Annotated in this window: 23 protein-coding genes; 7 read left to right on the forward strand and 16 right to left on the reverse strand. The window is 66.5% G+C overall.

Features of this window, described 5'->3' with window-relative positions; all coding sequences use genetic code 11:
- Nucleotides 1–3: 3 nt before the first annotated feature.
- From HRU81_09090 to HRU81_09120, 7 genes are all read right to left on the reverse strand, one after another.
- On the reverse strand, nt 4–831 hold the full coding sequence (locus HRU81_09090; protein QOJ32243.1) for an SCO family protein: 828 nt from the start codon (nt 829–831) through the stop codon (nt 4–6).
- Nucleotides 832–834: 3 nt separating this feature from the next.
- Complete coding sequence (gene cyoE / locus HRU81_09095) at nt 835–1,767, reverse strand: protoheme IX farnesyltransferase (protein QOJ32244.1); 933 nt, start codon at nt 1,765–1,767, stop codon at nt 835–837.
- A gap of 7 nt (nt 1,768–1,774) precedes the next feature.
- Complete coding sequence (locus tag HRU81_09100) at nt 1,775–3,472, reverse strand: cbb3-type cytochrome c oxidase subunit I (protein ID QOJ32245.1); 1,698 nt, start codon at nt 3,470–3,472, stop codon at nt 1,775–1,777.
- Nucleotides 3,469–4,029: a cytochrome C oxidase subunit II gene (locus tag HRU81_09105; protein QOJ32246.1), complete on the reverse strand. Its 561-nt coding sequence runs from the start codon at nt 4,027–4,029 to the stop codon at nt 3,469–3,471. Before HRU81_09105 ends, HRU81_09100 begins: the two co-directional genes overlap by 4 nt.
- 21 nt (nt 4,030–4,050) lie before the next feature.
- On the reverse strand, nt 4,051–4,236 hold the full coding sequence (locus HRU81_09110; protein ID QOJ30619.1) for a hypothetical protein: 186 nt from the start codon (nt 4,234–4,236) through the stop codon (nt 4,051–4,053).
- 105 nt (nt 4,237–4,341) lie between these two features.
- The gene (locus HRU81_09115; protein ID QOJ32247.1) at nt 4,342–4,521 is read right to left on the reverse strand and encodes a hypothetical protein; all 180 of its coding nucleotides are present in this window, start codon (nt 4,519–4,521) and stop codon (nt 4,342–4,344) included.
- A gap of 189 nt (nt 4,522–4,710) precedes the next feature.
- Complete coding sequence (locus tag HRU81_09120; GenBank protein QOJ32248.1) at nt 4,711–7,122, reverse strand: cbb3-type cytochrome c oxidase subunit I; 2,412 nt, start codon at nt 7,120–7,122, stop codon at nt 4,711–4,713.
- 309 nt (nt 7,123–7,431) lie between these two features.
- Between HRU81_09120 and HRU81_09125 the strand changes: the two genes are divergently transcribed.
- Nucleotides 7,432–8,217, forward strand: a complete 786-nt coding sequence (locus HRU81_09125) for a toxin-antitoxin system YwqK family antitoxin (GenBank protein ID QOJ32249.1) — start codon at nt 7,432–7,434, stop codon at nt 8,215–8,217.
- An 18-nt stretch (nt 8,218–8,235) separates the two neighbouring features.
- Nucleotides 8,236–8,808 (forward strand): toxin-antitoxin system YwqK family antitoxin, encoded by a 573-nt coding sequence (locus tag HRU81_09130; protein ID QOJ32250.1) that lies wholly within the window; start codon nt 8,236–8,238, stop codon nt 8,806–8,808.
- Nucleotides 8,809–8,818: 10 nt separating this feature from the next.
- Here HRU81_09130 and HRU81_09135 read toward each other — a convergent pair whose 3' ends face one another.
- The 6 genes from HRU81_09135 to HRU81_09160 form a co-directional block, all read right to left on the reverse strand.
- Nucleotides 8,819–9,142: a ferredoxin family protein gene (locus tag HRU81_09135; GenBank protein QOJ32251.1), complete on the reverse strand. Its 324-nt coding sequence runs from the start codon at nt 9,140–9,142 to the stop codon at nt 8,819–8,821.
- Nucleotides 9,143–9,249: 107 nt separating this feature from the next.
- Complete coding sequence (locus HRU81_09140; protein QOJ32252.1) at nt 9,250–9,669, reverse strand: hypothetical protein; 420 nt, start codon at nt 9,667–9,669, stop codon at nt 9,250–9,252.
- Nucleotides 9,669–10,085 (reverse strand): hypothetical protein, encoded by a 417-nt coding sequence (locus HRU81_09145; GenBank protein QOJ32253.1) that lies wholly within the window; start codon nt 10,083–10,085, stop codon nt 9,669–9,671. The genes HRU81_09140 and HRU81_09145 overlap by 1 nt, the downstream gene beginning before the upstream one ends.
- 124 nt (nt 10,086–10,209) lie before the next feature.
- Nucleotides 10,210–11,331, reverse strand: coding sequence for an NnrS family protein (locus tag HRU81_09150; GenBank protein ID QOJ32254.1), 1,122 nt, complete (start codon nt 11,329–11,331; stop codon nt 10,210–10,212).
- 10 nt (nt 11,332–11,341) lie between these two features.
- Nucleotides 11,342–12,118 (reverse strand): helix-turn-helix domain-containing protein, encoded by a 777-nt coding sequence (locus HRU81_09155; protein ID QOJ32255.1) that lies wholly within the window; start codon nt 12,116–12,118, stop codon nt 11,342–11,344.
- A 119-nt stretch (nt 12,119–12,237) separates the two neighbouring features.
- The gene (locus HRU81_09160) at nt 12,238–13,374 is read right to left on the reverse strand and encodes a Rieske 2Fe-2S domain-containing protein (GenBank protein ID QOJ32256.1); all 1,137 of its coding nucleotides are present in this window, start codon (nt 13,372–13,374) and stop codon (nt 12,238–12,240) included.
- Nucleotides 13,375–13,648: 274 nt separating this feature from the next.
- On the opposite strand from HRU81_09160, the gene HRU81_09165 reads away from it, so the two are divergent.
- Both HRU81_09165 and HRU81_09170 read left to right on the forward strand, forming a co-directional pair.
- On the forward strand, nt 13,649–14,860 hold the full coding sequence (locus HRU81_09165; protein QOJ32257.1) for an aromatic ring-hydroxylating dioxygenase subunit alpha: 1,212 nt from the start codon (nt 13,649–13,651) through the stop codon (nt 14,858–14,860).
- A gap of 80 nt (nt 14,861–14,940) precedes the next feature.
- Nucleotides 14,941–15,564: a class I SAM-dependent methyltransferase gene (locus HRU81_09170; GenBank protein ID QOJ32258.1), complete on the forward strand. Its 624-nt coding sequence runs from the start codon at nt 14,941–14,943 to the stop codon at nt 15,562–15,564.
- A 21-nt stretch (nt 15,565–15,585) separates the two neighbouring features.
- On the opposite strand, the gene HRU81_09175 is transcribed toward HRU81_09170, so the two are convergent.
- Entirely contained in the window at nt 15,586–15,816 is a 231-nt protein-coding gene (locus tag HRU81_09175) for a PspC domain-containing protein (protein ID QOJ32259.1), read from the reverse strand.
- Between the two features lie 151 nt (nt 15,817–15,967).
- On the opposite strand from HRU81_09175, the gene HRU81_09180 reads away from it, so the two are divergent.
- A complete protein-coding gene (locus tag HRU81_09180) occupies nt 15,968–17,143 on the forward strand; it encodes an aromatic ring-hydroxylating dioxygenase subunit alpha (GenBank protein ID QOJ32260.1) in 1,176 nt (391 codons plus the stop codon).
- 108 nt (nt 17,144–17,251) lie between these two features.
- Here HRU81_09180 and HRU81_09185 read toward each other — a convergent pair whose 3' ends face one another.
- Nucleotides 17,252–18,430: an NnrS family protein gene (locus tag HRU81_09185; protein QOJ32261.1), complete on the reverse strand. Its 1,179-nt coding sequence runs from the start codon at nt 18,428–18,430 to the stop codon at nt 17,252–17,254.
- A 123-nt stretch (nt 18,431–18,553) separates the two neighbouring features.
- On the reverse strand, nt 18,554–19,708 hold the full coding sequence (locus HRU81_09190; GenBank protein ID QOJ32262.1) for an aromatic ring-hydroxylating dioxygenase subunit alpha: 1,155 nt from the start codon (nt 19,706–19,708) through the stop codon (nt 18,554–18,556).
- Between the two features lie 202 nt (nt 19,709–19,910).
- On the opposite strand from HRU81_09190, the gene ubiM reads away from it, so the two are divergent.
- Together ubiM and HRU81_09200 are read left to right on the forward strand one after the other, a co-directional pair.
- Entirely contained in the window at nt 19,911–21,155 is a 1,245-nt protein-coding gene (gene ubiM, locus HRU81_09195) for a 5-demethoxyubiquinol-8 5-hydroxylase UbiM (GenBank protein ID QOJ32263.1), read from the forward strand.
- Between the two features lie 318 nt (nt 21,156–21,473).
- The gene (locus tag HRU81_09200; GenBank protein ID QOJ33356.1) at nt 21,474–23,462 is read left to right on the forward strand and encodes a c-type cytochrome; all 1,989 of its coding nucleotides are present in this window, start codon (nt 21,474–21,476) and stop codon (nt 23,460–23,462) included.
- Nucleotide 23,463 lies beyond the last annotated feature (1 nt).

Here is a 23,463-nt window from a genome sequence, read left to right on the forward strand (position 1 = left end):
CGGCTACGAGCGCGGACGCGGACCGGGCTGCCCCTGTCGCCAGGAACGCAGGACGAAGCCGAGCACCAGCAGGGCGCAGCTCAGCCCGATGGCAATCTCGAGGATGAGCGAATAATCGAAACGGTATCGGCCGCTCTTCGGATCGTAGGACGTGCATAACAGGCGTACCCGGGACAACAAATCAGCGAGCGGCCGCTCGGCCACCGGCATGCCGAGCGCCAACCTTTTCAGGGGGTCGACGAGCATCGGCGGCTGGAATTCAGGCCCGTAGACCTGCTGGTACACCCGTCCGGCGCTGTCGAGGATTGTAACCTGTGTCAGGTGGTCGAACCCACCGGCGACGGGCGCGTAGACAAAGCCGGTCTCCCGGGCCAGGGCCGCCACTTCGGCTTCGTCACCGCTCAGGAAGTACCAGCGGGGATCCCTGATGCCGCGCTCGGCGGCATGCAGGCGCATCCGCTCGGGGGTGTCCACCCGCGTGTCGAATCCCACGGTGACGACCGAAAAGGCCCCGTCGCCCAGTGTCTCGCGCGCCACGCGCACCACCTGCGCGAGGCTCGAGGTCAGGGTCGGACAGATGAACGCGCAGCTGGTGTAGATGTAGCTCAGCACCACCGGTCGGCCCCGCAGCGTGGCCAGTTCCAGCGGCCGTCCGTCCTGGTCCGTGAAACGGTGATTGCCGGTCTCGCGGCCGATGGCTGCCTGGCTGGTGGCCAGGGCCTGTGCCTCGTCGAGTGCTGCCGCAGGGGCGCCGATGACAGACAACACCGTGGCGACTGCCGCTGCCAGCGGCCCGGAACGAAGGCGGCCGCGCAGGAACCGGGCGGCCATCACTCAGGCCGCCAGGTGGCCGGACAGCACCGCGCTGGCAATGGCACCGAGGAGCAGCAGGCCGAGCTGCCACAGCGAACCATGAAATGTGGCCATGGCATTGCCGCGGGTCGGGTTGCGGACGAACACCGCGCTGGTCCAGATGAAGTAAGCGCCGCCTGTGGCGGCACACAGCACGTAGAACCAGCCCGTCACCAGCAGCGCCGGCAGCAGCGTCAGCGCCACCAGCACCACGGTGTGAACCAGGACCACGATGGCCAGCGGCCGGTCGGCCATGAAGTTCGGCAGCATGGGAATGCCGGCCCTGGCGTAGTCCCGCTTGTTGTAGAACGCCAGGCTCCAGAAATGGGGTGGCGTCCAGAAGAACAGCGCCGCCGCGAATACCCAGGCGGCTGCGGGCAGTTGCGGATCCACCGCCGCCGAGCCGGCCAGTGCCGCGAAGCTGCCGGCCAGCCCGCCGATGACGATGTTCAGCCAGGTGCGCCGCTTGAGCCATGCGGTGTAGATGTAGCCGTAGGTCAGCCCACCCAGCAACACCTGCGCCGCGGCCATGGTGTTCAGCACGGTGGCGGCCAGCACCACCGAGAATGCCGTGAGCCCGGCGATCAGCACCAGCCACAGCGGGCCCGGCGCCAGTTGCCCGGTCGCGAAGGGCCGGAGGCGGGTACGCAGCATGCGGGCATCGATATCCGGCTCCGACACCTGGTTGTAGGCACCGGCGGCCGCAGCCGAGAGGAACACCGCCAGCGCCAGCGCCAGCACCTCGCCGAGGCTCAGCGACGGCCCCGGGGTGACGGCGGCACCCGCCACCGCAGTCAAGGTGATCTCCAGCGCGATGCGTGGCTTGAAGACCGAGAACACCTGCCGCGCCCTGGCGGCGCGACCGGCCGATTCGGCGGCAGCACCCAGGACCGTCGCGGCAGGCTCGGCCGGCATCCCCGGCCTACCTCAGGGGCCAGACTTCGGCCAGGTACTTCCAGTTGACGAAGTAGTACAGGACGAAGGAGACGAAGAACACGCCCACGAGGAAGATCGTTCCCGGGATGTACATCGTGCCGGCGCTGCCGTACTCGGCCACCACCGGCCTGGCCATCGACAGCACCGGGGTGCTGGCCTTGGCGGGAGCATCGGCAGTGCGCTTGCCGAAGAACACCGAGGCCACGACGTTGACGATGTACATGATGCCGCCGGTTGCCGCAAAGACCGCGCTGATGCCGTTGAGCGCCATCATCAGGAAGCCGGCCGAGGGAATCTGGTACGGGAAGATGGAATCCGCGAACGTGATATCCCAGTGCCGGCGCGGAACCCCGAGGGTGCCGGCACCCATCATGAACAGCGAGATGCCGGCGGCACCAATGGCAAACACGTAGGGCTGCCACTTGGCCAGGCGCGGAAACATGATCTCGCGCTGCAACACCAGCGGCACCAGCAGGTAGGTAACCGCCATGAACGTCAGTGTCGTGCCCGTCACCACCGTCGCGTGGAAATGCCCGGGGACGTACAGCGTGTTGTGCATGATGAGGTTGATCTGCTCGGTGCCCAGCACCACGCCGGATATGCCGCCGAGGAAACCGAACATCACCAGCGAGAGGAACACGCCGGAAAACGCCGGGTTGCCCCAGGGCGCCTTGCGCAGCCACTCGAACATGCCCTTGTTGAAGCCCAGGCGCCGCTGTGCCGCCTCGATGGTCCCGGGCACGGTCATGGCGTGGATCATGCTGCCGAGCACGGCGAGGTACATGGCGTAGCTGGTATTGAAGATCTTCCACTCCGAGCCGACACCCGGCTCCACCAGCAGGTGGTGTGCACTCGCCAGCTGCAGGAAGAAGATATAGAGCAGGAAGGCCAGCCGGCTTGCCTTCTCCGACAGCGGCTTTGCCCCCAGGAGGATGGCGGCGACGGCGTACCAGATCGATACGTGCGCCGAGACGTTGATCTGCTGGGAAGAGTGGCCCATGGCCCACCAGACCAGCTTGTACATCAGCGGGTCGATGTTGCTGATGTATCCCAGCGACCACAGCCAGGTTGGCACCAGGATGATGGCCCCGGAGGCAAGCGTGAACACGGCGATGATCGCTGCCGTCAGCGCACCGAAAGTGACCAGGGGCACGGAACCCTCATAGGTGCGCTCATCCTTGGCGATGACCAGGGTACCGAAGAACACGCCACAGGCCACCAGCGCGCCGACCGCGAAGATGATCAGGCCCAGGTAGAAGTTGGGCTCTGCCTTCAATGGCGTATAGGAGGTGAACATCACCGTCGAGTTGCCCTGCAGGATGGTGATGTTGGTGAGCACGGCGCCGATGATCATCAGCCAGAACGCAACCCACGCCGATCGCGGCGATGCCAGCCGGCAGTTCAGCAATACCGCGGAGGCGAAATACAGCACCGCCACTTCGAAGAAAATGATCCAGCACAGCAGCACGTCCAGGCCGTGTGCCGTCAGCGCCAGGTAGAACCAGTCCATCGGCAGCAGGTGCACGTCGGGCCAGCGCGTCAGGGCGACAGACAGGCCAAAGAGCCCGCCTATGGCCAGGAAGATCACCGCCGCGACGGCATTGGCCTTGATGAGCGTCTGTGCGCCGCTGTAGACCTTGAGGCCTGTGGTGGGGCAAACGCGAAACTGCTGGGGGGCGCTCATTCCTGCGGACTCCTGGCCGTACCCGAATCAACCACGTACATGCGGCTGGCCATGGTGTGGTGGCCAAAGCCGCAGTACTCGTTGCAGAGGATGGCAAACTCGCCGCTGTCAGTCGGGGTCATGGTGAAGACGTGCTCGTAGCCCGGCTGCACCTGGATGTTGATGTTCACCGGCTGCAGGGAGAAGCCGTGAGAATACTCCATCGCCGAGAGGTGGATGCGGTAGCTCTGCCCCTTCTCCAGTTCGAGGATCGGCCACCACATCCAGATGCGGCCGAGCAGATAGACATCGCCGCCCGGCGGCGGCCGCACCACGGGAATGCCGAGCTCGTCGCGCACCTTGTACTGCTCGGCCATGCGCTCGGCCTTGGCGGCAAAGGCCGCCGGCGTGATCTTGTAGGTGGTGTTGGCGAGGTTCTGCTCGCCCACCGCATGCCAGTAGACCATCGTGAAGAACATCGCCAGGCCCCAGAGGAAGGCGATGATGATCCAGGTGAGCTCGACGCGATGGATCGGTTCCTTCCACCACAGGCGGTTGGCCGGAGACGTGATTGCCATGAAAGTGCTCCCGGGGATCGGTTACGGCGCAACGGGAATCTGTGCGATCTCCATGATTCCCCAGATGAGGTAGAGAACCGTGGGAACCACGACTCCGATGAACAGCAACAGGAAGTGGTTGTCGCAGACCCGCTGCCACACCGGGACCCGCTCGTCCGGATCCTGCCCCGGCTGGGGCATGCCGCCCCTGGCGCCGTCTTCACTCATGGTGTCATCCCCCCTGACTTGCCCAACGCCAGCCAAAAATTTGCGGCTAGCTTGTCTCCACCCGCTGGCTCTTGAAATCAGCAGTTGTACGTAACCCGCCCCGTCTCAGGAAAGCACCCTGCGCATGAAGGCAAAACTCACCAGGGCGAGTCCCAGCAGCACGGCGAAGAAAACCACCGCGCGATACTCGGTGACCAGGGCCGAGGCGGCCTCCAGACGCCGCACTATATAGTCTGCCGCCAGATAAAGCACTATCGCGGTCAGCGTGAAGTAGATGACTTCCATCTGCACCTTCGCCCGTCAGCGCCTGGTCCGGCCAGCGTCGGCCGGACATTGCAGGCGTCGACACCATCGCACGAAGCCGCCACAAACGGAATAGCCACGGCGGCAGCCGGGCCCGGAAAAAGGACCGGGCCCTGAGGGGGTTCATCACCCCGCACAGGGCCCGGCCGGAGGACTCAGGTTGTCAGCGGCTTAGCGGGAGACCTTCGGCTCCTCCTGGGCCGCCCACTCCTTGCCACCCTCGTTGCCATACTCCTTGTGGTACTGCGCCCACTCGTCGGTGGTGACATCCACTTCCTTGCGCAGCCGGCTCGCACCGGAGAGCACGAAGTAGATGATCGGCAGCAGGCCACCGAAGATGAACACGGCACCACCGATCGTACGCAGGTAGGTCAGCGTCGCGAACACCGGGCCCATGATCACCTCGGTCGACCGCGCATACCAGAGGCCTTCCGTCAGCACCACGTAGATCTGGTACAGGCCCACCGGGAACAGGTCGAGGAACATCATCAGCGCGAGGCCGATCTGGAACGACCAGAACACCGTCCGCACCAGCTTCTCGTTCCAGGCAGTCTTCTGGAACAGGTGCTGGAGGCAGAACAGCATGCCGGCCAGGGCGACGTTGCCCTTCACCCCGAACATGGCGGCATGCGCGTGGTTGCCGGTCATGTAAGTGGCGTGCTCGTAGTAGTTGACGATCGGCAGCGTGATCAGCGAACCGAACACCCCGGCACCGAAGATGTTCCAGAAGTTGACGCCGAGGATGAACAGCCACACGCCTTCCATCACCACGACCTGCTTGCCCTGGACGCGGAACTCGTGGGCACGGCCACCCTCCTGGCGCATCTGCCAGGCATCAAGGGTGAGCAGCAGCAGCGGCAGGACCTGCAGCGTGGAGAACACGCTGCCCACCGCGATGATGCCCGTCGGCTTCGCGATCCAGTAGAAGTTGTGGGAGATGCCGTTGATGGCGGTCACGAAGAAGAGCATGACGGCCAGGAAGATGACGCGCTCGGCCATCATCCGGGTCACCAGGCCCATCTGCACCAGCAGGTAGGCCACGATCACGGTCGTGAAGACCTCGAAGGTGACCTCCACCCACATGTGCACCGTCATCCAGCGCCAGTAGTCGGAGATGGCGAAGTTGGAATCCGGCGTCATGAGGACGCTGAAGAACAGGAACAGCACCATCACGCCGCTGCCCCAGAGCAGCCACGCCGGCACCGACCAGACGTTCTTCACGCTGATCCAGGGCTTCACACCGCGGTAGATGATGTAGATCCACAGCGAGAAGCCGAGCAGCAGCACCCACTGGAAGAAGCGGCCGAGCTCGATGAACTCCCAGCCCTGGCTGCCGAACCAGTAGGACATCGTGTCGTCGATCCAGCCGCGCTGGCCGGCATAGATGCCGCCCACGGCACCGACAGCGACTACGCAGGACAGGAAGAACAGCAGGTTGATCAGGAACTTCTGCCCCTTCGGCACCTTCGTCAGGCGCGGCAGGAAGAAGATCGTGTAACCCACCCAGCACATGAAGAACCAGTAGATCTGCAGGATCGCGTGGTAGCTGCGCGAAACCGTGAACGGCAGCAGCTCGTTGAGGTTGATGCCGAACGGCCGGATGAAGTCCCAGGCGCTCACCACGCCACCCAGCACCTGCAGGCCGAAGACGATCATCGCCAGGGCGAAGAACTTGTAGGTGCTGCGCTGGGTCTCGCGGACGTAGCCATTCTCGAGGTCCGAGGTCGTCAGCGAGTGCCCGTTGGCGCCTTCCTGGGAGAACACGTCGACCGGCTGCTCCTTCATCTGGCCGTAGACGTACAGCACGACGCTGATGCCGATCCACAGCGCGAAGATGGAGATGAAGGTCCAGATGAACGTCGCGGTGGTCGGTACGTTGCCCACCTCGGGTTCATAAGGCCAGTTGTGCGTGTAGCTGTACTCCTCGCCCGGCCGGTTGGCCGCCGAGACCCAGCCGCCCCAGTAGAAGAAGGTCGTCAGGTCACGCAGGTTCTGCTCACCGGATACCTGGTTGATCGGATCCATGCGATCCGGATAGGTCGGGTCGGTGAACATCCGGGTGTAGTGCTGCAGCAACTCGTCGAACGCGAAGACCTGGGCGTCGTTCAGGACGATGGTCCCGGCCTCGGCGTTGTAGGTGTTGTTGTGCATCTCCCGGAGGACACGCTGCGCGATGGCATCCTTCTCGTAGCCGGTGAGGGACTCGGCACCGGTGCGGCGCTTCGTCTCTTCCTCGTAATACGAGCGCATCGACGCGCCGATCCGGTGCATGGCATCGGCGGTGAAGTCCGGGCCACGCTCGGCACCGTCGCCCCAGAAGGAGCCGTAGAGCATCAGGCCGCGGAGGTGGAAGATCTCCTTGCCGCGTGCCAGCTGCTCGGTCGTCATCAACACCTGGCCGTTCGAGGTGACGAAATTGGCCAGCGGCGGCGCCCCGACGTAGGTCTCCCTGCCCAGGTAGACCAGGCCCGCGATACTGATGATGGCGACAATCAGGAAATGCGTGAACCAGTTTTTCTTGTTCAGCAACCACATTGCCAGATTGGAGTCGCCGGTACTCACGTTTGCTGCTTTTGTACTCATGACTATGGCTCCTGCGATTAGGGTCGCCACTCCCGACCGAAATGGTGATTGCAGGGTGCATCGCCCCTGCATTTCTGGTCATGATCTAGATCAAGTTTGCGAGTGGAATAACGAGTACTGCTGTACGGGATATTACGTAGCGCAGGAAGCCGCATGGTGCGTCGGCGGCACCGGCCGCGGCGTCGACAACTTGGGTTCTCTACTTATTGACCCGAGACAGAGGGCTCACAAGAATCGGGATGTGCAATGCCGTGCGAGCTGGTCGGTCGCGTGGACGCCACACACCGCTCCCGGCAGGACGGAGGGAAAATGGCTTTTTTCAAGTCGCTGATCCGTGCCTGGGCGGCACCCGGAGCGACTGCACCGCCCGCGGCTGGCGAGCCCGGGGAGCCAGGCGATGCCCAGGCGCGGCCGGCCACCAACGGCGCCGGTGGCCCACCCGACGGCGTGGTCGAGACCCGCTTCGCCAACGGCCAGGTCGGCTTCAGGGGAAATTATCTCAAGGGCCAGCTGCACGGCGTGCAGGAGTGGTTCCACGCCAGCGGCGCGCTGCGTGAACGACAGGAGTACAAGCACGACAGGAAGGACGGGCCCTGGGTGCTGTATCACCCGAACGGCCAGCTGCGATCGAGCGGAACCTTCGTCGCGGACCTGCGCAACGGGCCGTTCGAGGTCCACTACATCAGCGGACAGCTGCGTTCCCGCGGCACCCACCGCAACGACCTGCGCGAGGGACCATACGAGTCCTACCATGAGAATGGTCAGCTGCAGGCCAGGGGCGAATTTCGCGAAGGCAAGCGCTCCGGTCCATGGGAGGAATACCACCCGAACGGCGAACTGCGGCTGAAGGCCAGCTACCGGAACGATGTCGTCGATGGCACGCTCGAACTCTTCTACGACGATGGCCAGCTGCAGCTGCGGGAGAACTACCGCGACGGCAAGCGCGACGGCAGCTGCGAGTCCTATCATGCGAATGGCCAGCTGAAGAGCCGCGGTCACTACCGCTTCGGCGTGCTCGATGGCCGCTTCGAGACCTACGCGAGCGACGGCCAGCTGCTGGAGATGGGTGAGTTCCGCAATGGCGCGCGGCAATAGCGCCATGGGGTCACGGCCATGCTGAACCTCAGGTACTACATCAGGCGCTGGCTATCCCGGTTCAGGCAACCCGACGGGCCGGCCGAAGGCCTCCACGACAACGGCAACATCGGCTTCCGGGGCACGTTCAGGGACGGCAGGGAGGAAGGGCCCTGGGAGTTCTACTATCCCAATGGCCAGCTGGAAATCGAGTGCACCTACCGGCATGGCGAGCGCGATGGCCCCTGGCGCATCTTCCACGAGAATGGCCGCCTCAAGGTGCGCGGCAGCTCCCGCGAGGGCAAACCCGATGGCCTCTTCGAACGCTTCGACGCCACCGGACAGCTCTACGAGCGGCTGAACTACAAGGCCGGTGATCTCGAAGGCCTGTACGAGAAATTCCACGAGAATGGCCGACTCGCCGAAACCGGCCGCTACCGCGAGGGCCGGCCCGAGGGCCTGTGGCACTTCTACTATCCATGCGGTCAGATCCGCAAACGCGGCCGGTTCATGAACCGCAGGCGGTCAGGGCTCTGGGAATACTTCGACGAGGCCGGCCGGCTGACCCGCCAGCACAATTTCAAGACCGACGACGCTGGCGCGTTCTACTGAGACGGACAGCTCAGCGCTCAAGGAGCGCCAGCTTGCCCGGCACGCCGTCCCATTCCTCGGCATCCGGCGGTGGAGGCTTCCCGGCGCGGATCTTCGGCCACACCTCGCCCAGCTGGGCATTGAGCTGGATGAATTGCCGCAACTGGCCGGGGACGGCATGCTCGTCCATGATGGCACCGACGATGCAGGCCGGTTCGCACAGGCCGCAATCGATGCACTCGTCGGGGTTGATCACCAGGAAGTTGGGCCCCTCGCGGAACGCATCCACGGGGCAGACATCCGCACAGTAGGTGTGCTTGCAGTTGATGCAGTTCTCGGTGACGACTAGTGCCATGGTGCTTCACCTCGTCCTGGCGGGCCGGGCATGCGCCCAGCCGCCAGGGACAGGCTATCGCCATGAAGCACGGCACGGCGATGGTGGAAATCCCTTATCCGGGACGGCTACCCGGGACCGCTGCCGCGTGACGCCGGCCCTTGCACGCCACCAGGCGGGCCACCGAACACGCTGCGCGCCACCAGCACACCCAGCGCGGCACCGATGATGACATTGCCGATCACGGTCACCACGGTGCCCAGCACGACTTCCAGGGCGAGTACCAGGGTGGCGAAGAACCCGCCCATTCCCAGCGCAGAGGCAATGCCGCCGGCAATGCGCATGCCCAGGGTGCCGCCAGCCATGACCGAGAGGAAGATCGCCGGCGCCAGCGATATGGCGCCGAACACCAGGCCGCAGACGAAGATGGCGCTGCGCCCCTGGGGCCGGGTGGCGAAGCGATCGGCCGCCCTGACGAGCAGCCAGCGCGACGACAGGTAGGCAAGCACGGCGCCACCAAATGTGCCAAGGATGATGGCGAACAGCATCACCCGGTCCCGCGCTTGCCCCGGTCGAGCACGTTGACCACGAACTTCCTGGCGAACAGGCCCAGGGCATACATCAGCGCCGAAAAGCCCGCCCACACGCCAAGGCTGAGCAAGGCGCTGCGCATGCCCGCCTTCAGCAGGAAGGCATCGTAGTCGGCCTCCGAGCGCAGTGTGAGATGCTGCTCGTAGAGGAACAGGCGGATGGCGCGGCAGGGCACGCCGGGCTCCGGGTAGTAGTACGGCCCACCCGTGTCCGCCATCTCCCGCCACTCCCGGCAGCCGGGCGCCTGCAGATCGGCGACGACGGCCGCATCGTGCGACGGCCAGATGCTGATGATCAGCACGATGGTCGAGACCAGGAATACCAGCGCGAACATGCCCCAGAAGCGCTGCCACGGACCGAGTCGCTGGATCATTGGGGGTTCCTTGCTGCCCGTCCCGGGACCTGCCGGTGACCTGATGAGCAGCCATGTTGCAGGGCAGCCCGGGAGATGGGAATAGGGAAAGTCCGTAGCCTGCCACGCGGCCGGGCCGGCACGCTCATCGCGCCGCCCGCAGCGCCGCCGGCACCAGCACGGCGGTACCGAGGCCGAAGGCAACCAGCCACGCCATCCCGGCCAGCCAGAGCACCAGTTCGCGATGCCCCGGCAAGACCCAGCCGCCGCCGACGCGCAGTGTCACCGCCACCACCAGGGCAAGCTGCAGTGCCTGCAGCAGCGTCGGCGAGGCAGGCAGTATCCCGGAGCGCTGTCGCGCAACACGCAGCAGCATCACCAGCGTCACCGTGCCGATGCCGCCTGCTGCCAGTGCATGCAGCGCACCGGCGTCCGGCGGCAGGATGAACCCGAGGCGCTGCAGGCCGATGAGCGTGAGGCCCAGCCCAAGCCAGAAGAAGCCGAGGTGCAGGGGCCAGGTCTCCGGATCGCCGAGCACGCTCAGGCTGTGCCAGCGCACCATCTGCAGCGCCAGCACGACGGCCACCGCAAGCGCTGCCAGGCCTGCCGCAAGCCCCAGTCCCAGCATGTCCAGCACCAGCAGGGAGAGCATGCCGAAGATGCCGGCCGCCTCCAGTCGTGGGCGCGGCACGACACGCAGCACCTGGCCCTGCGCCCGCAGCGACCCCACGGTCGCCGTCGGCACCGCACGGCCGCCCATCACCATCACCAGCAACGAAACCACGTAGACCGACAGCACGGCCGGATTCTGCGCCGGCATGGGCAGCCAGCCCACCTCGGCGGCGTACGTGGCCACGCCAGCCGCGCCGAGTACCAGCATGATCATCGGGAAAGCCAGGTTGCGGGCGCGTTTCGCCGCGTGGAAACGGCGGAAGCCGAGAATGGCCACCGTTGCCGGGAACGCCGCACCCGCCGCCAGCTGGAGCCAGGGCAGCAGGGTTCCAGGGGGAACGATCCAGGCCAGCCGCCCGAGCAGCCACAGCAACCAGAGGCCGACGACCCGCCGCAGCGGGAACGCCGGCAGCAGGTAGCCGGCGATCACGGCGAAGCTGTAGCCGAACACCATCTCGCGCCCATGCCAGGATGCGGAGGCCGCAGGCCAGTCGACGATACCCTGGCGCACCGCCAGCCAGGCCAGCACGTTGAGCGGCGCCAGCAGCAGGGCGGAAGGGAAGAACAGTCGCCAGGGCTCGAAGAGACGCGCCAATACCGGGTTCCTAGCCGTAGGGCAGCATGGGTCCGGCGAGGGCCTGCAGACGGTCCTCGTCGAGCAGCCTGACTGCCTTGCCCCTGGCGCTGATCACGCCCTGCCTGCGCAGCTGGGTCAGCACCCGGCTGACGGTCTCGGGCGCCAGCCGCAGGTGGTTGGCGATGTCCTCGCGCGACATGACCAGTCCGAACTCGGAGGACTGCCTGCCCTGGGCCCTGAGCCGGCCCGACACACTCAGCAGGAAGGCGGCGACGCGCACCACGGCATTGTGGTCGCCGGTCAATCGGCCGGTGTACAGCGCCGAACGGCTGGCAATGCGCAGCAGGCCGAGGACCAGTTCGGGAAACTGCTGCGACAGCCTCAGGATTTCGCTGAAGGAGAGATAGCACACCGTGGAAGTGGCCAGCGCGATGGCGTTGCCCGCGTGCCGCCGCTGGTAGATCGATGCAAAGCCGAGGACCTCGCCCGGCAGGTGGAAATTGAGGATGTGCTCGCGGCCGTCCGCATCGATCACCGTGGATTTCAGGCAGCCCGAGCGCACGGCGAACAGCGAGGTGAACTCCTCGCCCGCACGGAACAGCACCGTGCCGGCGCGCAGCACGCGCTGGCGCGTGACCATCGATTCCAGCTGCGCGAGTTGCCCTTCCGGCACACTCGAAGGCAGGCAGACCCCCGCCACCGGGCAGCGGGTGCACGGCTGGATGCCCTCGGACTCGGCGTTGCGCCGTGCCGCCAGGCGGGCTCCCTGATTGGCGTCCGCCACCGCGGACCCGTGCCCTGCCATGCCAAACCTCCTGGTGCGATGCTACCCGACGCCCCGGGAGCCTTCCACCGGGCATGGAGGACGGCGGCGTGGCAGGTTCGCCGCCGACCTCCCCCCGGTGCGGACGCGAGGTCCGCGCCTCAGTCGCGCGATTCCTTCGAGGCCGGCTTCAGCGGCACCGTCTTGTGCACCCAGTTCTTCGGGTCCTCACGGCGGCCCGGCGACGGGATCACCAGCATTTCCGTCTGGCTGCGGCGCTCGTACTCGTCGAGATCGATCTCGTAGCCCTGGGCAGCCCACTTGAAGCAGCGCTTGCGGAAGGCGGTCTCCATGCTGTCGGTCTCGGTGAGGAACTCGTCGGAGAGCTTCGACGGCGTGATGGGCGGCTTGAGATCCTCGACCACCGAGAGATCCTCCACCACTGCCAGCTGGATGCCCGCCATGCGCTCGGCATCGAACTGGGGCTCCTTCAGGTAGTTGCGCGCCTGCCAGCCGATGGCACGGCTCAGCTTGCGATCCACCGGGGTTCTCGCAGTGAAGTTGATCTGTGTCATGCCTTCCTTGAACGTCGGCTGGATGCGGTGGCAGAGGCCCACCAGGCTGAACTCCAGCGCCACGTTGGTGTTCAGGCGCTCCTCGCCCAGCATCTTGGCCATCTCGCCCGTCTTCTGGTCAGGCTTCGGCGCCGGCTTGCGGCGCGTGACCCGTGCGCCCCACTCGGACTCCTCCAGCGGGAAGTTCTCCAGCTTGGGCGTGCGCCGGGCGCCGAACTGCCGGTGCACGAACTGCGTGTGGGCGGTATCCAGCGAGTTCTCCTCGAAGCGCATCCAGTTGGTCTTGGCCTCGAAGCCGTAGGGAATGCGATGCCAGCCGACCGGGTCGTCGTACTCGGGGAACAGGTCGGGGATGCGCGGGCGCTGGCTCTCGGGCAGGTCGCCGAGGAACACCCAGACCCAGCCGTACTTCTCCTGCGTCGGATAGCTGTCGACGCGCACGCGCTTGGGGATGTTGATCTCGGGACCCATCGCCGGGATCAGGGTGCAGCGGCCGTCACCGTTGAATTCCCAGCCGTGGTAGGGGCAAACGACGTTGCAGCCGCTCATCTCGCCCTTGCCGAGCGACGCGCCCCGGTGGCAGCAGACGTCGCTCAGGCAGACCGCCTTGTCCTTCTCGTCGCGGAACAGCACGAAATCGCAGGCCAGCATGCGCACCTTCAGCGGCTTGTCCTTGCGCACTTCGGAGGCGGCTGCAGCCACGTACCAGTTGTTGATCAGCATGATTGCTCTCCATGGTTCAGTTGGTCCCGACAGCCGCCTGGGCGACCGTCCCACGCACGGAACATACGCCCTTCGGCTCCCGCGAAACCCTGATGTACATCAGCCCGTGCCCGGGCGGCGCCGGCCATTGCCTGCTGCAGACCGTCAGCAATGACCGGGCCGCCTACGTACAAGCCACTACGCCGGCGCGGCGATCGATGATCCAGATCATCTTCACGGGCGGACCATCCGGCAGTCTCGAAGTGGGCGCAATGCCTTCACAAGGAGACGGCACATGTACATCAATTTCTGGTACCCCATCGTCCGGAGCGAAGACCTGGCGCCGGACGTCCCGCAGAAGGTGCGGGTGCTGGGTTGCGATCTCGTCGCCTTCCGCGACCAGCAGGGCCATGCCCGGGTGCTGAGCGACACCTGCACGCACCGCGGCGCCTCGCTGGGCGGAGCCTGGTCCAACGCCGGCCAGCCCCGCATCATCAACGGCTGCATCGTCTGCCCGTACCACGGCTGGGAGTTCGGTGGCGACGGCGAGTGCAAGAACATCCCCTCCATCGGCTACGGCACCAAGCCGCCCGCGCGGGCCAAGGTCGACTCCTACCCGGTGCAGGAGAAGTACGGGATCGTGTTCGCCTTCCTCGGCGACCTGCCGGAGAACGAGCGTCCGCCGCTGCTGCAGATCGAGGAATACGGCCAGCCCGGCTGGCGCGCCAACTCGGTGCTGGTGCTCGAGGTCAATTACTACTACGAGCGCTCCATCGAGAACGGCCTCGACCCGGCACACAACGAGTTCGTGCACCCGACCCACGGCCACCAGGGTGTCAACCGCGAGACCTACAAGGTCAACGAGTACGAGGTCGAGAACCATCGCCAGGGCTGGGGCTTCTGGTTCATGCACAAGTTCGACTCCCCGCCGCTGCCGCAGAAGGGCCATGTCACCGCGAAGGACAGCGACACGCCCTGGGGAAACTCCAAGACCCAGCGCACCAACATCTTCGCCGGTGGCGGCACCTACGGACCGAACATCATGCCGACCTACATCAACCTGGCGCCCGACAAGATGTTCCGCCAGTACTTCTTCGAGCAGCCGGTCGACGCGCACAAGACGCGGATCTTCTTCCTCAACATGCGCAACTTCCTGCTGGAGCCGGACAACGATGCACCGATCCATGCGCGCAACAAGGTCATCGCCGGGCAGGACATCGCCCTGCTGCTCGAGGTCAACCCGGCCATGACGCCGCTCAGCAAGGCGAAGGAGGTGCTGATGCCCGCCGACAAGGCCATCGCCACCTACCGCGACTGGCTGCGCCGGTTCGATGACCGGGGCTGGCGCATCGACTGGAAGGAATTCACCCGGCGCCATGGCCTCGACAAGGCCTACGCGATCCCCTCGCCGGGGCGCCGCACTTCGGGCCACTGGGTGCTCGATCCGGTGCCGTTGCTGAAGGATCGCGCGGAGCGCGACCTGAAGGACCGCGAGGAAGCCGCCTGACGCAGTAAGATGAGGCGCGGGGCCGGTGCCGGCAGGCAGGCCGGTGCCGGCCCCCATTTTTTCCGGCGGGAGGTATGACGATGGGAGAACAGAGCCGCAAGGTTTTCGATCGCCTCTACGGCAAGGCCAAACGGCCCGAGGACCTGCCATGGCACCGGGCGCAGCCCCCTGCCCTGCTGGTCGAGGCGCTCGATGCGCGTGCCGCGCCCGGCCTCGCCCTCGACGTCGGCTGCGGTGCGGGCACCTACTCGGTGTACATGGCCAAGCGCGGCTACCGGGTCACCGGCGTGGACTTCATGCCGCAAGCCGTCAGCCTGCTGACGCAGCAGGCGGCCAGGGAATCGCTGGACATCACCGCCGTCAGGGCCGATGTCACCACCTGGGCCGCGCCGAGCCCGTTCGACGTGGTGCTCGATGTCGGCTGCCTGCACAGCCTCGGCGCTGCGCAGCGCGCGGCATACAAGGCGCGCCTGCTGCAGTGGCTCGCGCCAGGCGGAGATTTCATCCTCGTGCACTGCGCCAGCCGCGGCTGGTGGGACCGCTGGCCGGTCGGCCCGAACCGCATCGCCCGTGACACCATCGAGCGCCTGCTGGCGCCCGAGCTCGTCCTCAGGGCCTACCAGCCCGAGCTGCTCGGCGGCATGCCGCTGTTCATGGGGCGCAGCGCGCTGGTCGGACGCTACTGGTTTCGCCGCGAGCACTGAGCGGCCGGCACCGTGCCAGGCTCAGCCGCCGGGTCCCTCTCCGGGAGCCGGCTTCGGCATGATCGTCCACAGCAACAGGTAGACGATGATCCCTGGCACGACGACGCTCATCACGGTGATCAGCGAGAAGAAGAACCGGCCGACGGTCGGATCCCAGCGCAGCCAGTCGGCGCAGCCCGCGCACACGCCGGCGATCACCTTGTTGCGCGAGCGGCGGAAGGGTGCGCGGGGCTTTCTCTCGCTGGTCTCCATGGCGCAGATGGTAGTCCTTCACCGGACAGGGAAACAGCGTTTTGTACGGTAATTTCAAGGGTTTTCCTAGGTACATTCCACGGGATCGAGCCGCCGGAGCGTCTGCTATAAAAATCCCGTCCAAGAAAAACCTCTGGCAGGAGAGAAGTCCATGTACATCAATTTCTGGTATCCGATGGTCCGCAGCGAGGACCTGAGCCCCGACAAGCCCGAGAAGGTCAAGGTCCTCGGCCTGAACTTCGCGGTGTTCCGTGACAGCGAGGGCATCGCCCGCACGCTGAGCGACACATGCACCCACCGCGGCGGCTCCATCAGCGGCCCGTGGGAACTGCCGACCCAGCCGCGCATCGTCAATGGCTGTGTCGTCTGCCCGTACCACGGCTGGGAGTTCGGCGGCGACGGCGAATGCAAGAACATCCCCTCCATCGGCTACGGCACCAAGCCCCCGGCCCGCGCCAAGGTCGATTCCTATCCGACCGTGGAGAAGTACGGCATCGTGTTCGCCTTCCTCGGCGACCTGCCGGAGAACGAGCGCCCACCGATGATCGATGTCAAGGAGTGGGGCCACCCCGACTGGCGCGCCAACTCCGTGCTGGTGCTCGACGTGCCCTACTACTACGAGCGCTCCATCGAGAACGGCATCGACCCGGCGCACAACGAATTCGTGCATCCGACCCATGGTCACTCGGCGATCAACCGCGAGACATACAAGGTCCGCGAGCACGACGTCGTCGAGGGCGACCAGAAGCTCGGCATCGTCTTCAAGCACCGCTACGCGGCCCCCGGCCTGAAGCACGAAACCTGGAAGGGCGTCGATGCCCCGGCCGCCGACATCTATGCCGGCACCGAGACCTTCGGCCCCAATGCGATGATCACGCAGATCGAGGTCTCGCCGGGCAAGATGTTCCGCCAGTACTTCATCGAGCAGCCGGTGGACGACAACCGCACGCGCATCTTCTTCGTCAACATGCGCAACTTCATGCTCGACGCGAAGAACGATGGCCCCATCCACGCCCGCAACAAGGTCATCGCCCAGCAGGACATCGAGATCCTCAGCGAGGTCTACCCGCTGCGCACGCCGATCTCCAGCACCAAGGAAGTGCACATGCCGGCGGACAAGGCGGTGGTGGGCTACCGCGAGTGGCTGGCCAAGTTCGACGATAACGGCTGGCGCATCGACTGGAACGAGTTCAAGGCCCGCAATGGCAAGGGTGACATCGCCTTCGCGATCCCCTGCCCCGGCCGCCGCACCTCGGGCAACTGGGTGCTGGAGCCGGTGCCGATGCTGAAGAACCGGGAGGCCCGCAAGGCCGCCAAGGTGTCCTGATCCTCCAGGCCTTCGTCAGGGAAGGCGAGATGACGGGCGGCCCCCTCCGGGCCGCCCGTTTTTTTTCGTGGCCGGGCCTGTACCCGGATTCCTCCCGGTGGCTGCGGCCTACTTCTGGTCGACGCGCGGACCGGTCAGGATTGGCGTGTAGACCACCAGAAAGATACTGAAGGCAATCACCCAGAGCAGCGCTGCGGTGTCGATCATCGCCATGTAGGGGCCCGGCAGGGCCGGCCCGAGGCTGCGCAGCAGCGCGGCCACCGCCACCAGCACGTAGGCGATCGCCACCGGGCGCACGACCGCCAGCGGCCGCCCGGTGTGGCCCAGCGAGACACGGGTCATCATCGCGAGAATCATGCCGCTCACGCCGCCGATGGTCAGCAGATGCAGCACCGCGGTGCGCGGCAGCGGCAGGCCCAGGGCCGCGGCGCCCAGCAGCGCGTAGCCCGCGGCCACGCAGGCGTAGGACAGGTGCAGGGACCACAGCAGCGGGTTGGCGACGATCATGCTGCCGCGCCAGCCGCCGAGCCGCCACAGGTTGACGGCACCCGCGGCGATGCACAGCACACCGGTGAGCGCCGTGCCGGGTGCAAAGCCATCGGCGACCCCGGCAGCGATGACCAGGCCGATGGCGGCCTGGTCGAGCCGCGGCCGCGGCAGGGGCAGCCGCGTGTCACCCCGCATCCGCAGCCAGTTGGCCGTGAACAGCGGAATGACCCGGCCGCCGACGACGGCGATCAGCACCGCAAGCAGATGGACCATCAGCGAGGTGGCCAGCTGTTCGCCGCCGCGGATGAAGCCCGCCTCGCCCAGGTGATAGAGCAGCGTGAGCGCGGCCAGCACCCAGGTCATGGCCGCGATGCCGTAATTGCGCCGGCTGGCGCCACCGAGGATCTCGCGGCTTGCGAGCACCGCCAGCAGCACCGGGAACGCCAGGTCGGCCGCGGCAAGCCAGGGTTGCGGCAGCCCGCCGCCGATCATGGCGGCGAAGCGTCCCAGCAGCCAGCTGGCCACCAGCACCATCAGCAGCGGACCGCGCAGCGGCGGGCGTCCGGTCCAGGTGGCGACCGCGGTCAGCAGGAACCCGGCGACCACGGCCCCGCAGAATCCCAGCGCCATCTCGCGCGCATGCCACAGCGACGAGAGCGCAGCCGGCGCCCCTGGCCAGCGCAGGCCATGGAATGCCGCGATCCACAGCACCAGGGCGATCACCGCATAGGCGCCGGCAAGCAGGAAGAAAGCACGGAATGCAAAGCTGAAGAGCACGGAACTGCGGGTCGGGTTCATGGACGTTGGCGCCGGGCAACAGAGGCGGGGCGCCATTGTCGGTGAACGCCGGGCACAGCGCCAGACTCGCCGCCAGGCCCGCAGCTGGCCTGGCGGCGACGTGTCTGCACATCTCGAACCGGGTCAGCCCTTGCCGCGGCGAGCCGCCGCGCTGCTTGCCGCGGGCGCCAGCAGCGGCACCGGGGGCAGTACCCAGCCTTTCTGCTGGCGGCGGGCCGGGCCGGGAATGGCGTAGGCCACGGTGTCGCGGTCGGCGCGCAGGCGGGCGACGTCGATGCGCCAGCCGCGCTCCTCCCATTGCCGGCAGTACTCCCGGTAGCGGGCAATGCACTTGTCGGCCGGCACGAAGAATTCGCGGTTGGTCTGTTGCGGCGTGAGCTTCGGGTGCAGGGGCTCGAGCACGTAGCGGTCCTGCTCGGCCACGTACAGCGCGCGGTGCTCGAAGGTCTGGTCGTACTTCGGGTCGCCGAGGAAGTTGCGGCCGAACAGCACGTAGATGTGATCCGTGACCTCGTCCACGGGCGTGTGGAAGGCGAAGCCATGCATCCGCGCCTGGTCAGACGGGTGGATGTAGGTCCAGGTGCAGTGCGGGCCGAAATTGCCCACGCCGTTCTCGATCACCTTGTCGCCGCTGCGTCCGGCGGCGGCATTCATGTCGCGCTGGGCCAGGGTCGGTGCATCCATGCGGATGAAGCAACCCGTGCCCCAGGGCTCGTCCTTCAGGTCGAAATCCTTGACGTGGTAGTCGGGCTTCACGCCCAGGAAACCATGGGTCGGATGGGTGAACTCGTTGTGACCCGGGTCCATGGTGTTCTCGATCGAACGCTTGTAGTCGATGTTCCAGGTCATCTCGAGGTTGATGAAGCGCCAGGCCGGATCGTCGTACTCCGGGATGTCGATGACGGGAGGCCGCTCCGCCTCGGGAAGATCCCCGAGGAATACATGCACCAGGCCGTACTTTTCCTGCACGGGATAGGCATCCACGTGGGTGCGCTCGGGGATCCTGGCATCCGGGCCCAGCGACGGCAGCCGCACGCACTGGCCTTCGGCATTGAAGGTCCAGCCATGGTAGGGGCACTCCACGCAGTCGCCGCGGACCCTGCCATCCGCCAGGGCACCGCCGCGGTGGCTGCAGGTATCGCTGATGCAGCAGACCTTGCCGCTGCGGTCGCGCCACAGGGCGAAGTGGTGGCCCAGGATCTTCACCTTCACCGGGCGCTCCGCGCCGAAGGTGATCTCGCCGCTGCGCGCGGCGACGTACCAGAAATTGATGTACATGGAATGATCCTCCCGGGATGCCGGTGATGACGCAGGAAAGCCGCCTGCATGCGGTGCCGCCGAGCCTGGCTGCCAGCGCATCTATGCATGGCGTCCGCGCCGGCATCTTGACCTGCATCAGGCGCCCGGGTGATCCAGGTCATCACCACGTCGGGCGATCCGGTGCATCATGCGCCCGTCAGGCGCAGCGGCTGTTCCTATCGTGGTTTTCGACATCGTCATCGTCGGTGCCGGCCCTGCCGGCCTGTGCTTCGCGCGTTCGCTGGCGGGTTCGGGCCTCGAGGTCGCACTGGTCGAGGCGCAGGCCGAGCCCGACCTCGCCGATCCGCCATTCGACGGCCGCGAGATCGCACTGACCCACCACAGCGTGCACCTGCTGCGCCAGCTCGGCACCTGGGCGCAGATTCCCCAGCAGGAAATCCACGCGCTGCGCGACGCGCAGGTTCTCGATGGCACCGCGCTGCCGGGAATGCGCATCGACCACAGCGACGGGCCGCGTTCCCAGCTCGGCTACCTGGTCAGCAACCAGCTGATCCGCCGGGCGACGTTTGCCGTGCTGCGCGGCCAGGAGCGCGTGACGCTCCTCTGCGGGCGCCGCGTCACCGGCATCGAGCCGGGTGCGGAGCACTCGCGCCTGCGCCTCTCCGACGGGCAGTCGCTGCGGGCAAGGCTGGTGGTGGCGGCCGACAGCCGCTTCTCCGAGACCCGGCGCGCCATGGGCATCCCCGCCGACAGCCACGATTTCGGCAAGACCATGCTGGTCTGCCGCATGCGGCATGACCAGCCCCATCACCAGGTCGCCTGGGAGTGGTTCGGCTACGGCCAGACGCTGGCGCTGCTGCCGCTCGGCGACGGGGAGTCATCCGTGGTGCTGACGCTGCCGCACACGGATATCCAGGGCCTGATGGCCGCCACCGAGGCCGATTTCGCCGCCGCCATGGAACAACGCTTCCACGGCCGCCTCGGCCGCATGCAGCTGACGACCACGCGCCACGCCTACCCGCTGGTCGGCGTCTATCCCCGGCGCTTCACGGCGCAGCGCTTCGCGCTGGTCGGTGATGCCGCGGTGGGCATGCATCCGGTCACGGCGCACGGCTTCAACTTCGGCCTGCTCGGCCAGGACCTGCTCGCCCGGGAGGTGCTCGGGCTCGCAGCCGCCAGTGGCGGCACCGGCTACACTCGCGACCCGGGCGACGCGCGGATGCTGGCGCGCTACGGGCGTGACCTGCGGCGCGCCACCCGGCCGCTCTATCTCGCCACCCTGCTGATCACGCGCCTGTACACCAACGACGCGCCACCGGCGCGGCTGCTGCGCCGGGCAGTGCTGTCCGCCGCCGGCTCGCTCCCACCCCTGCGCCGCGCGGTGGCGCACAGCCTGATGCAGGCTGGCGACAGCAGGCAGGCGACGACACCGCTGCGCGGCCTGTTCCACGCCCTCCGTGGCTGAGCGCCTCGTCCGCGCAGCAGCGGATTCCACAATACGGATTTGCCGCAGTCGCCGCCTAGTGGTTTCCCGTATCGCTCGGTACGGCCGCGCCTTGGATACTTCACCCGCCTGAACAGGGCAATCCGGGTTGATCGCAACTCACAACACGATGGGAGCTGGGCCATGAATGTCTTCCCCCGATCACGATCACGCCGTGTCGGCCTCCTCGCCGCAGCGGGCCTGCTGGCCACGCTGGGCGCGCTGGCCGCCGGCGCCGACAAGAACGCACCGCTCGAGCACCAGGCCGAGGTGGCCCAGGGCAAGCCGGGCGCCGAAGCGATGGCCAGGGGCGCGGATCTCTACAAGAAGAACTGCGCCGCCTGCCACCAGCCGAACGGCCAGGGCCTCGAGGGCGCCTTCCCGCCGCTCGCCAAGTCCGACTTCATCGCCGCCAACCCGATGAACGTGCTGGAGACCACCGTCAAGGGCCGGCAGGGCAAGATGGTCGTCAACGGCAAGGAATACAACAACGTCATGCCGGCCATGAGCTACCTCAGCGACGAGGAGCTCAGCCACATCATCGGCTACGTGCTCAACAGCTGGGGCAACCCGGGCGGCATGGTGTCGCCGGAGCAGGTGGCCGATTTCCGCAAGGGCACCAGCATGGAAGCCAAGCAGGCCGCCGGCGAGCGCCATCCCGGCACCGGCGAGGCCGAGCAGGCCTACCAGTCGCAGCCCTCGCAGCTCACCGAGTTCCACGTCAGCAAGGCAAGCAACGCGCCGAAGATGACCGAGGCCGAGTTCCAGAAGGGCCAGCAGGTGTACTTCGAGCGCTGCGCCGGTTGCCATGGCGTGCTGCGCAAAGGTGCCACCGGCAAGCCGCTGACGCCGGACATCACCATCCCCAAGGGCACCGACTACCTCAAGGCGCTGATCAAGTTCGGCTCCCCGGCCGGCATGCCCAACTGGGGCACCTCGGGCCAGCTCACCGATGCCGACGTCGACCTGATGGCCCGCTACCTGCAGCACGATCCGCCGCAGCCGCCGGAGTGGGGCATGGCGGAGATGCGCGGCTCGTGGAAGGTCCTGGTGCCGGTGGGCGAGCGGCCGACCAGCAAGCAGAACAACCTCAACCTCGACAACATCTTTGCGGTGACGCTGCGTGACACCGGCGAGGTGGCGCTGATCGACGGCGACACCAAGAAGATCGTCACCACCATCAAGACCGGCTACGCGGTGCACATCTCGCGGCTGTCGCATTCCGGCCGCTATGTCTACACCATCGGCCGCGACGGCAAGATCGACCTGATCGACCTGTGGATGAAGGTGCCGCGCACCGTCGCCGAGATCCGCATGGGCCTGGAGGCCCGCTCGGTGGAAACCTCGAAGTTCAAGGGCTACGAGGACAAGTTCGCCATCGCCGGTGCCTACTGGCCGCCGCAGTTCGTGATCATGGACGGCGCCACGCTGGAGCCGTTCAAGATCGTCTCCACCCGCGGCATGACCGTGACCACGCAGGAGTACCACCCCGAGCCCCGGGTGGCGGCGATCGTCGCCTCGCACCAGAACCCCGAGTTCATCGTCAACGTCAAGGAGACCGGGCGCATCCTGCTGGTCGACTACAGCGACATCGGCAACCTCGCCATCACCACCGTCGATGCCAAGGAATTCCTCCACGACGGCGGCTGGGACTCCACGCTGCGCTACTTCCTGACCGCGGCGAACAAGTCCAATTCCGTGGTCGTGGTGGACTCCAAGGAGCGCAAGCTGGTCGCCAAGATCCCGGTCGAGGAGACCCCGCACCCGGGCCGCGGCGCCAACTTCAACCACAAGGAGTACGGCCCGGTGTGGGTGACCAGCGCGCTCGGCAACGACAACGTGACGCTGATCGGCACCGACCCGGACAAGCACCCGCAGTACGCCTGGAAGGTGGTCAAGGTGCTCCACGGCCAGGGTGGCGGCTCGCTGTTCGTCAAGACCCACCCGAAGTCACGCAACCTCTGGGTCGACACGCCACTGAACCCGGAACCGGCAATCAGCCAGAGCGTGGCGGTGTATGACATCGACAACCTCGATGCCGGCTTCCAGGTGCTGCCGATCGGCGACTGGGCCAACCTCGGCCCGGGCCCCAAGCGCATCGTCCAGCCCGAATACAACAGCCGGGGCGACGAGATCTGGTTCTCGGTGTGGAGCGGCAAGGAGGAGAAGTCCGCCATCGTCGTGGTGGATGACCGCACCCGCAAGCTGAAGACCGTGATCAAGGACCCCAGGGTCATCACGCCGACGGGCAAGTTCAACGTCTACAACACCGTGCACGACGTCTACTGAC

Source organism: Gammaproteobacteria bacterium (assembly GCA_015709695.1).
In the GTDB taxonomy this organism is placed as follows: domain Bacteria; phylum Pseudomonadota; class Gammaproteobacteria; order Steroidobacterales.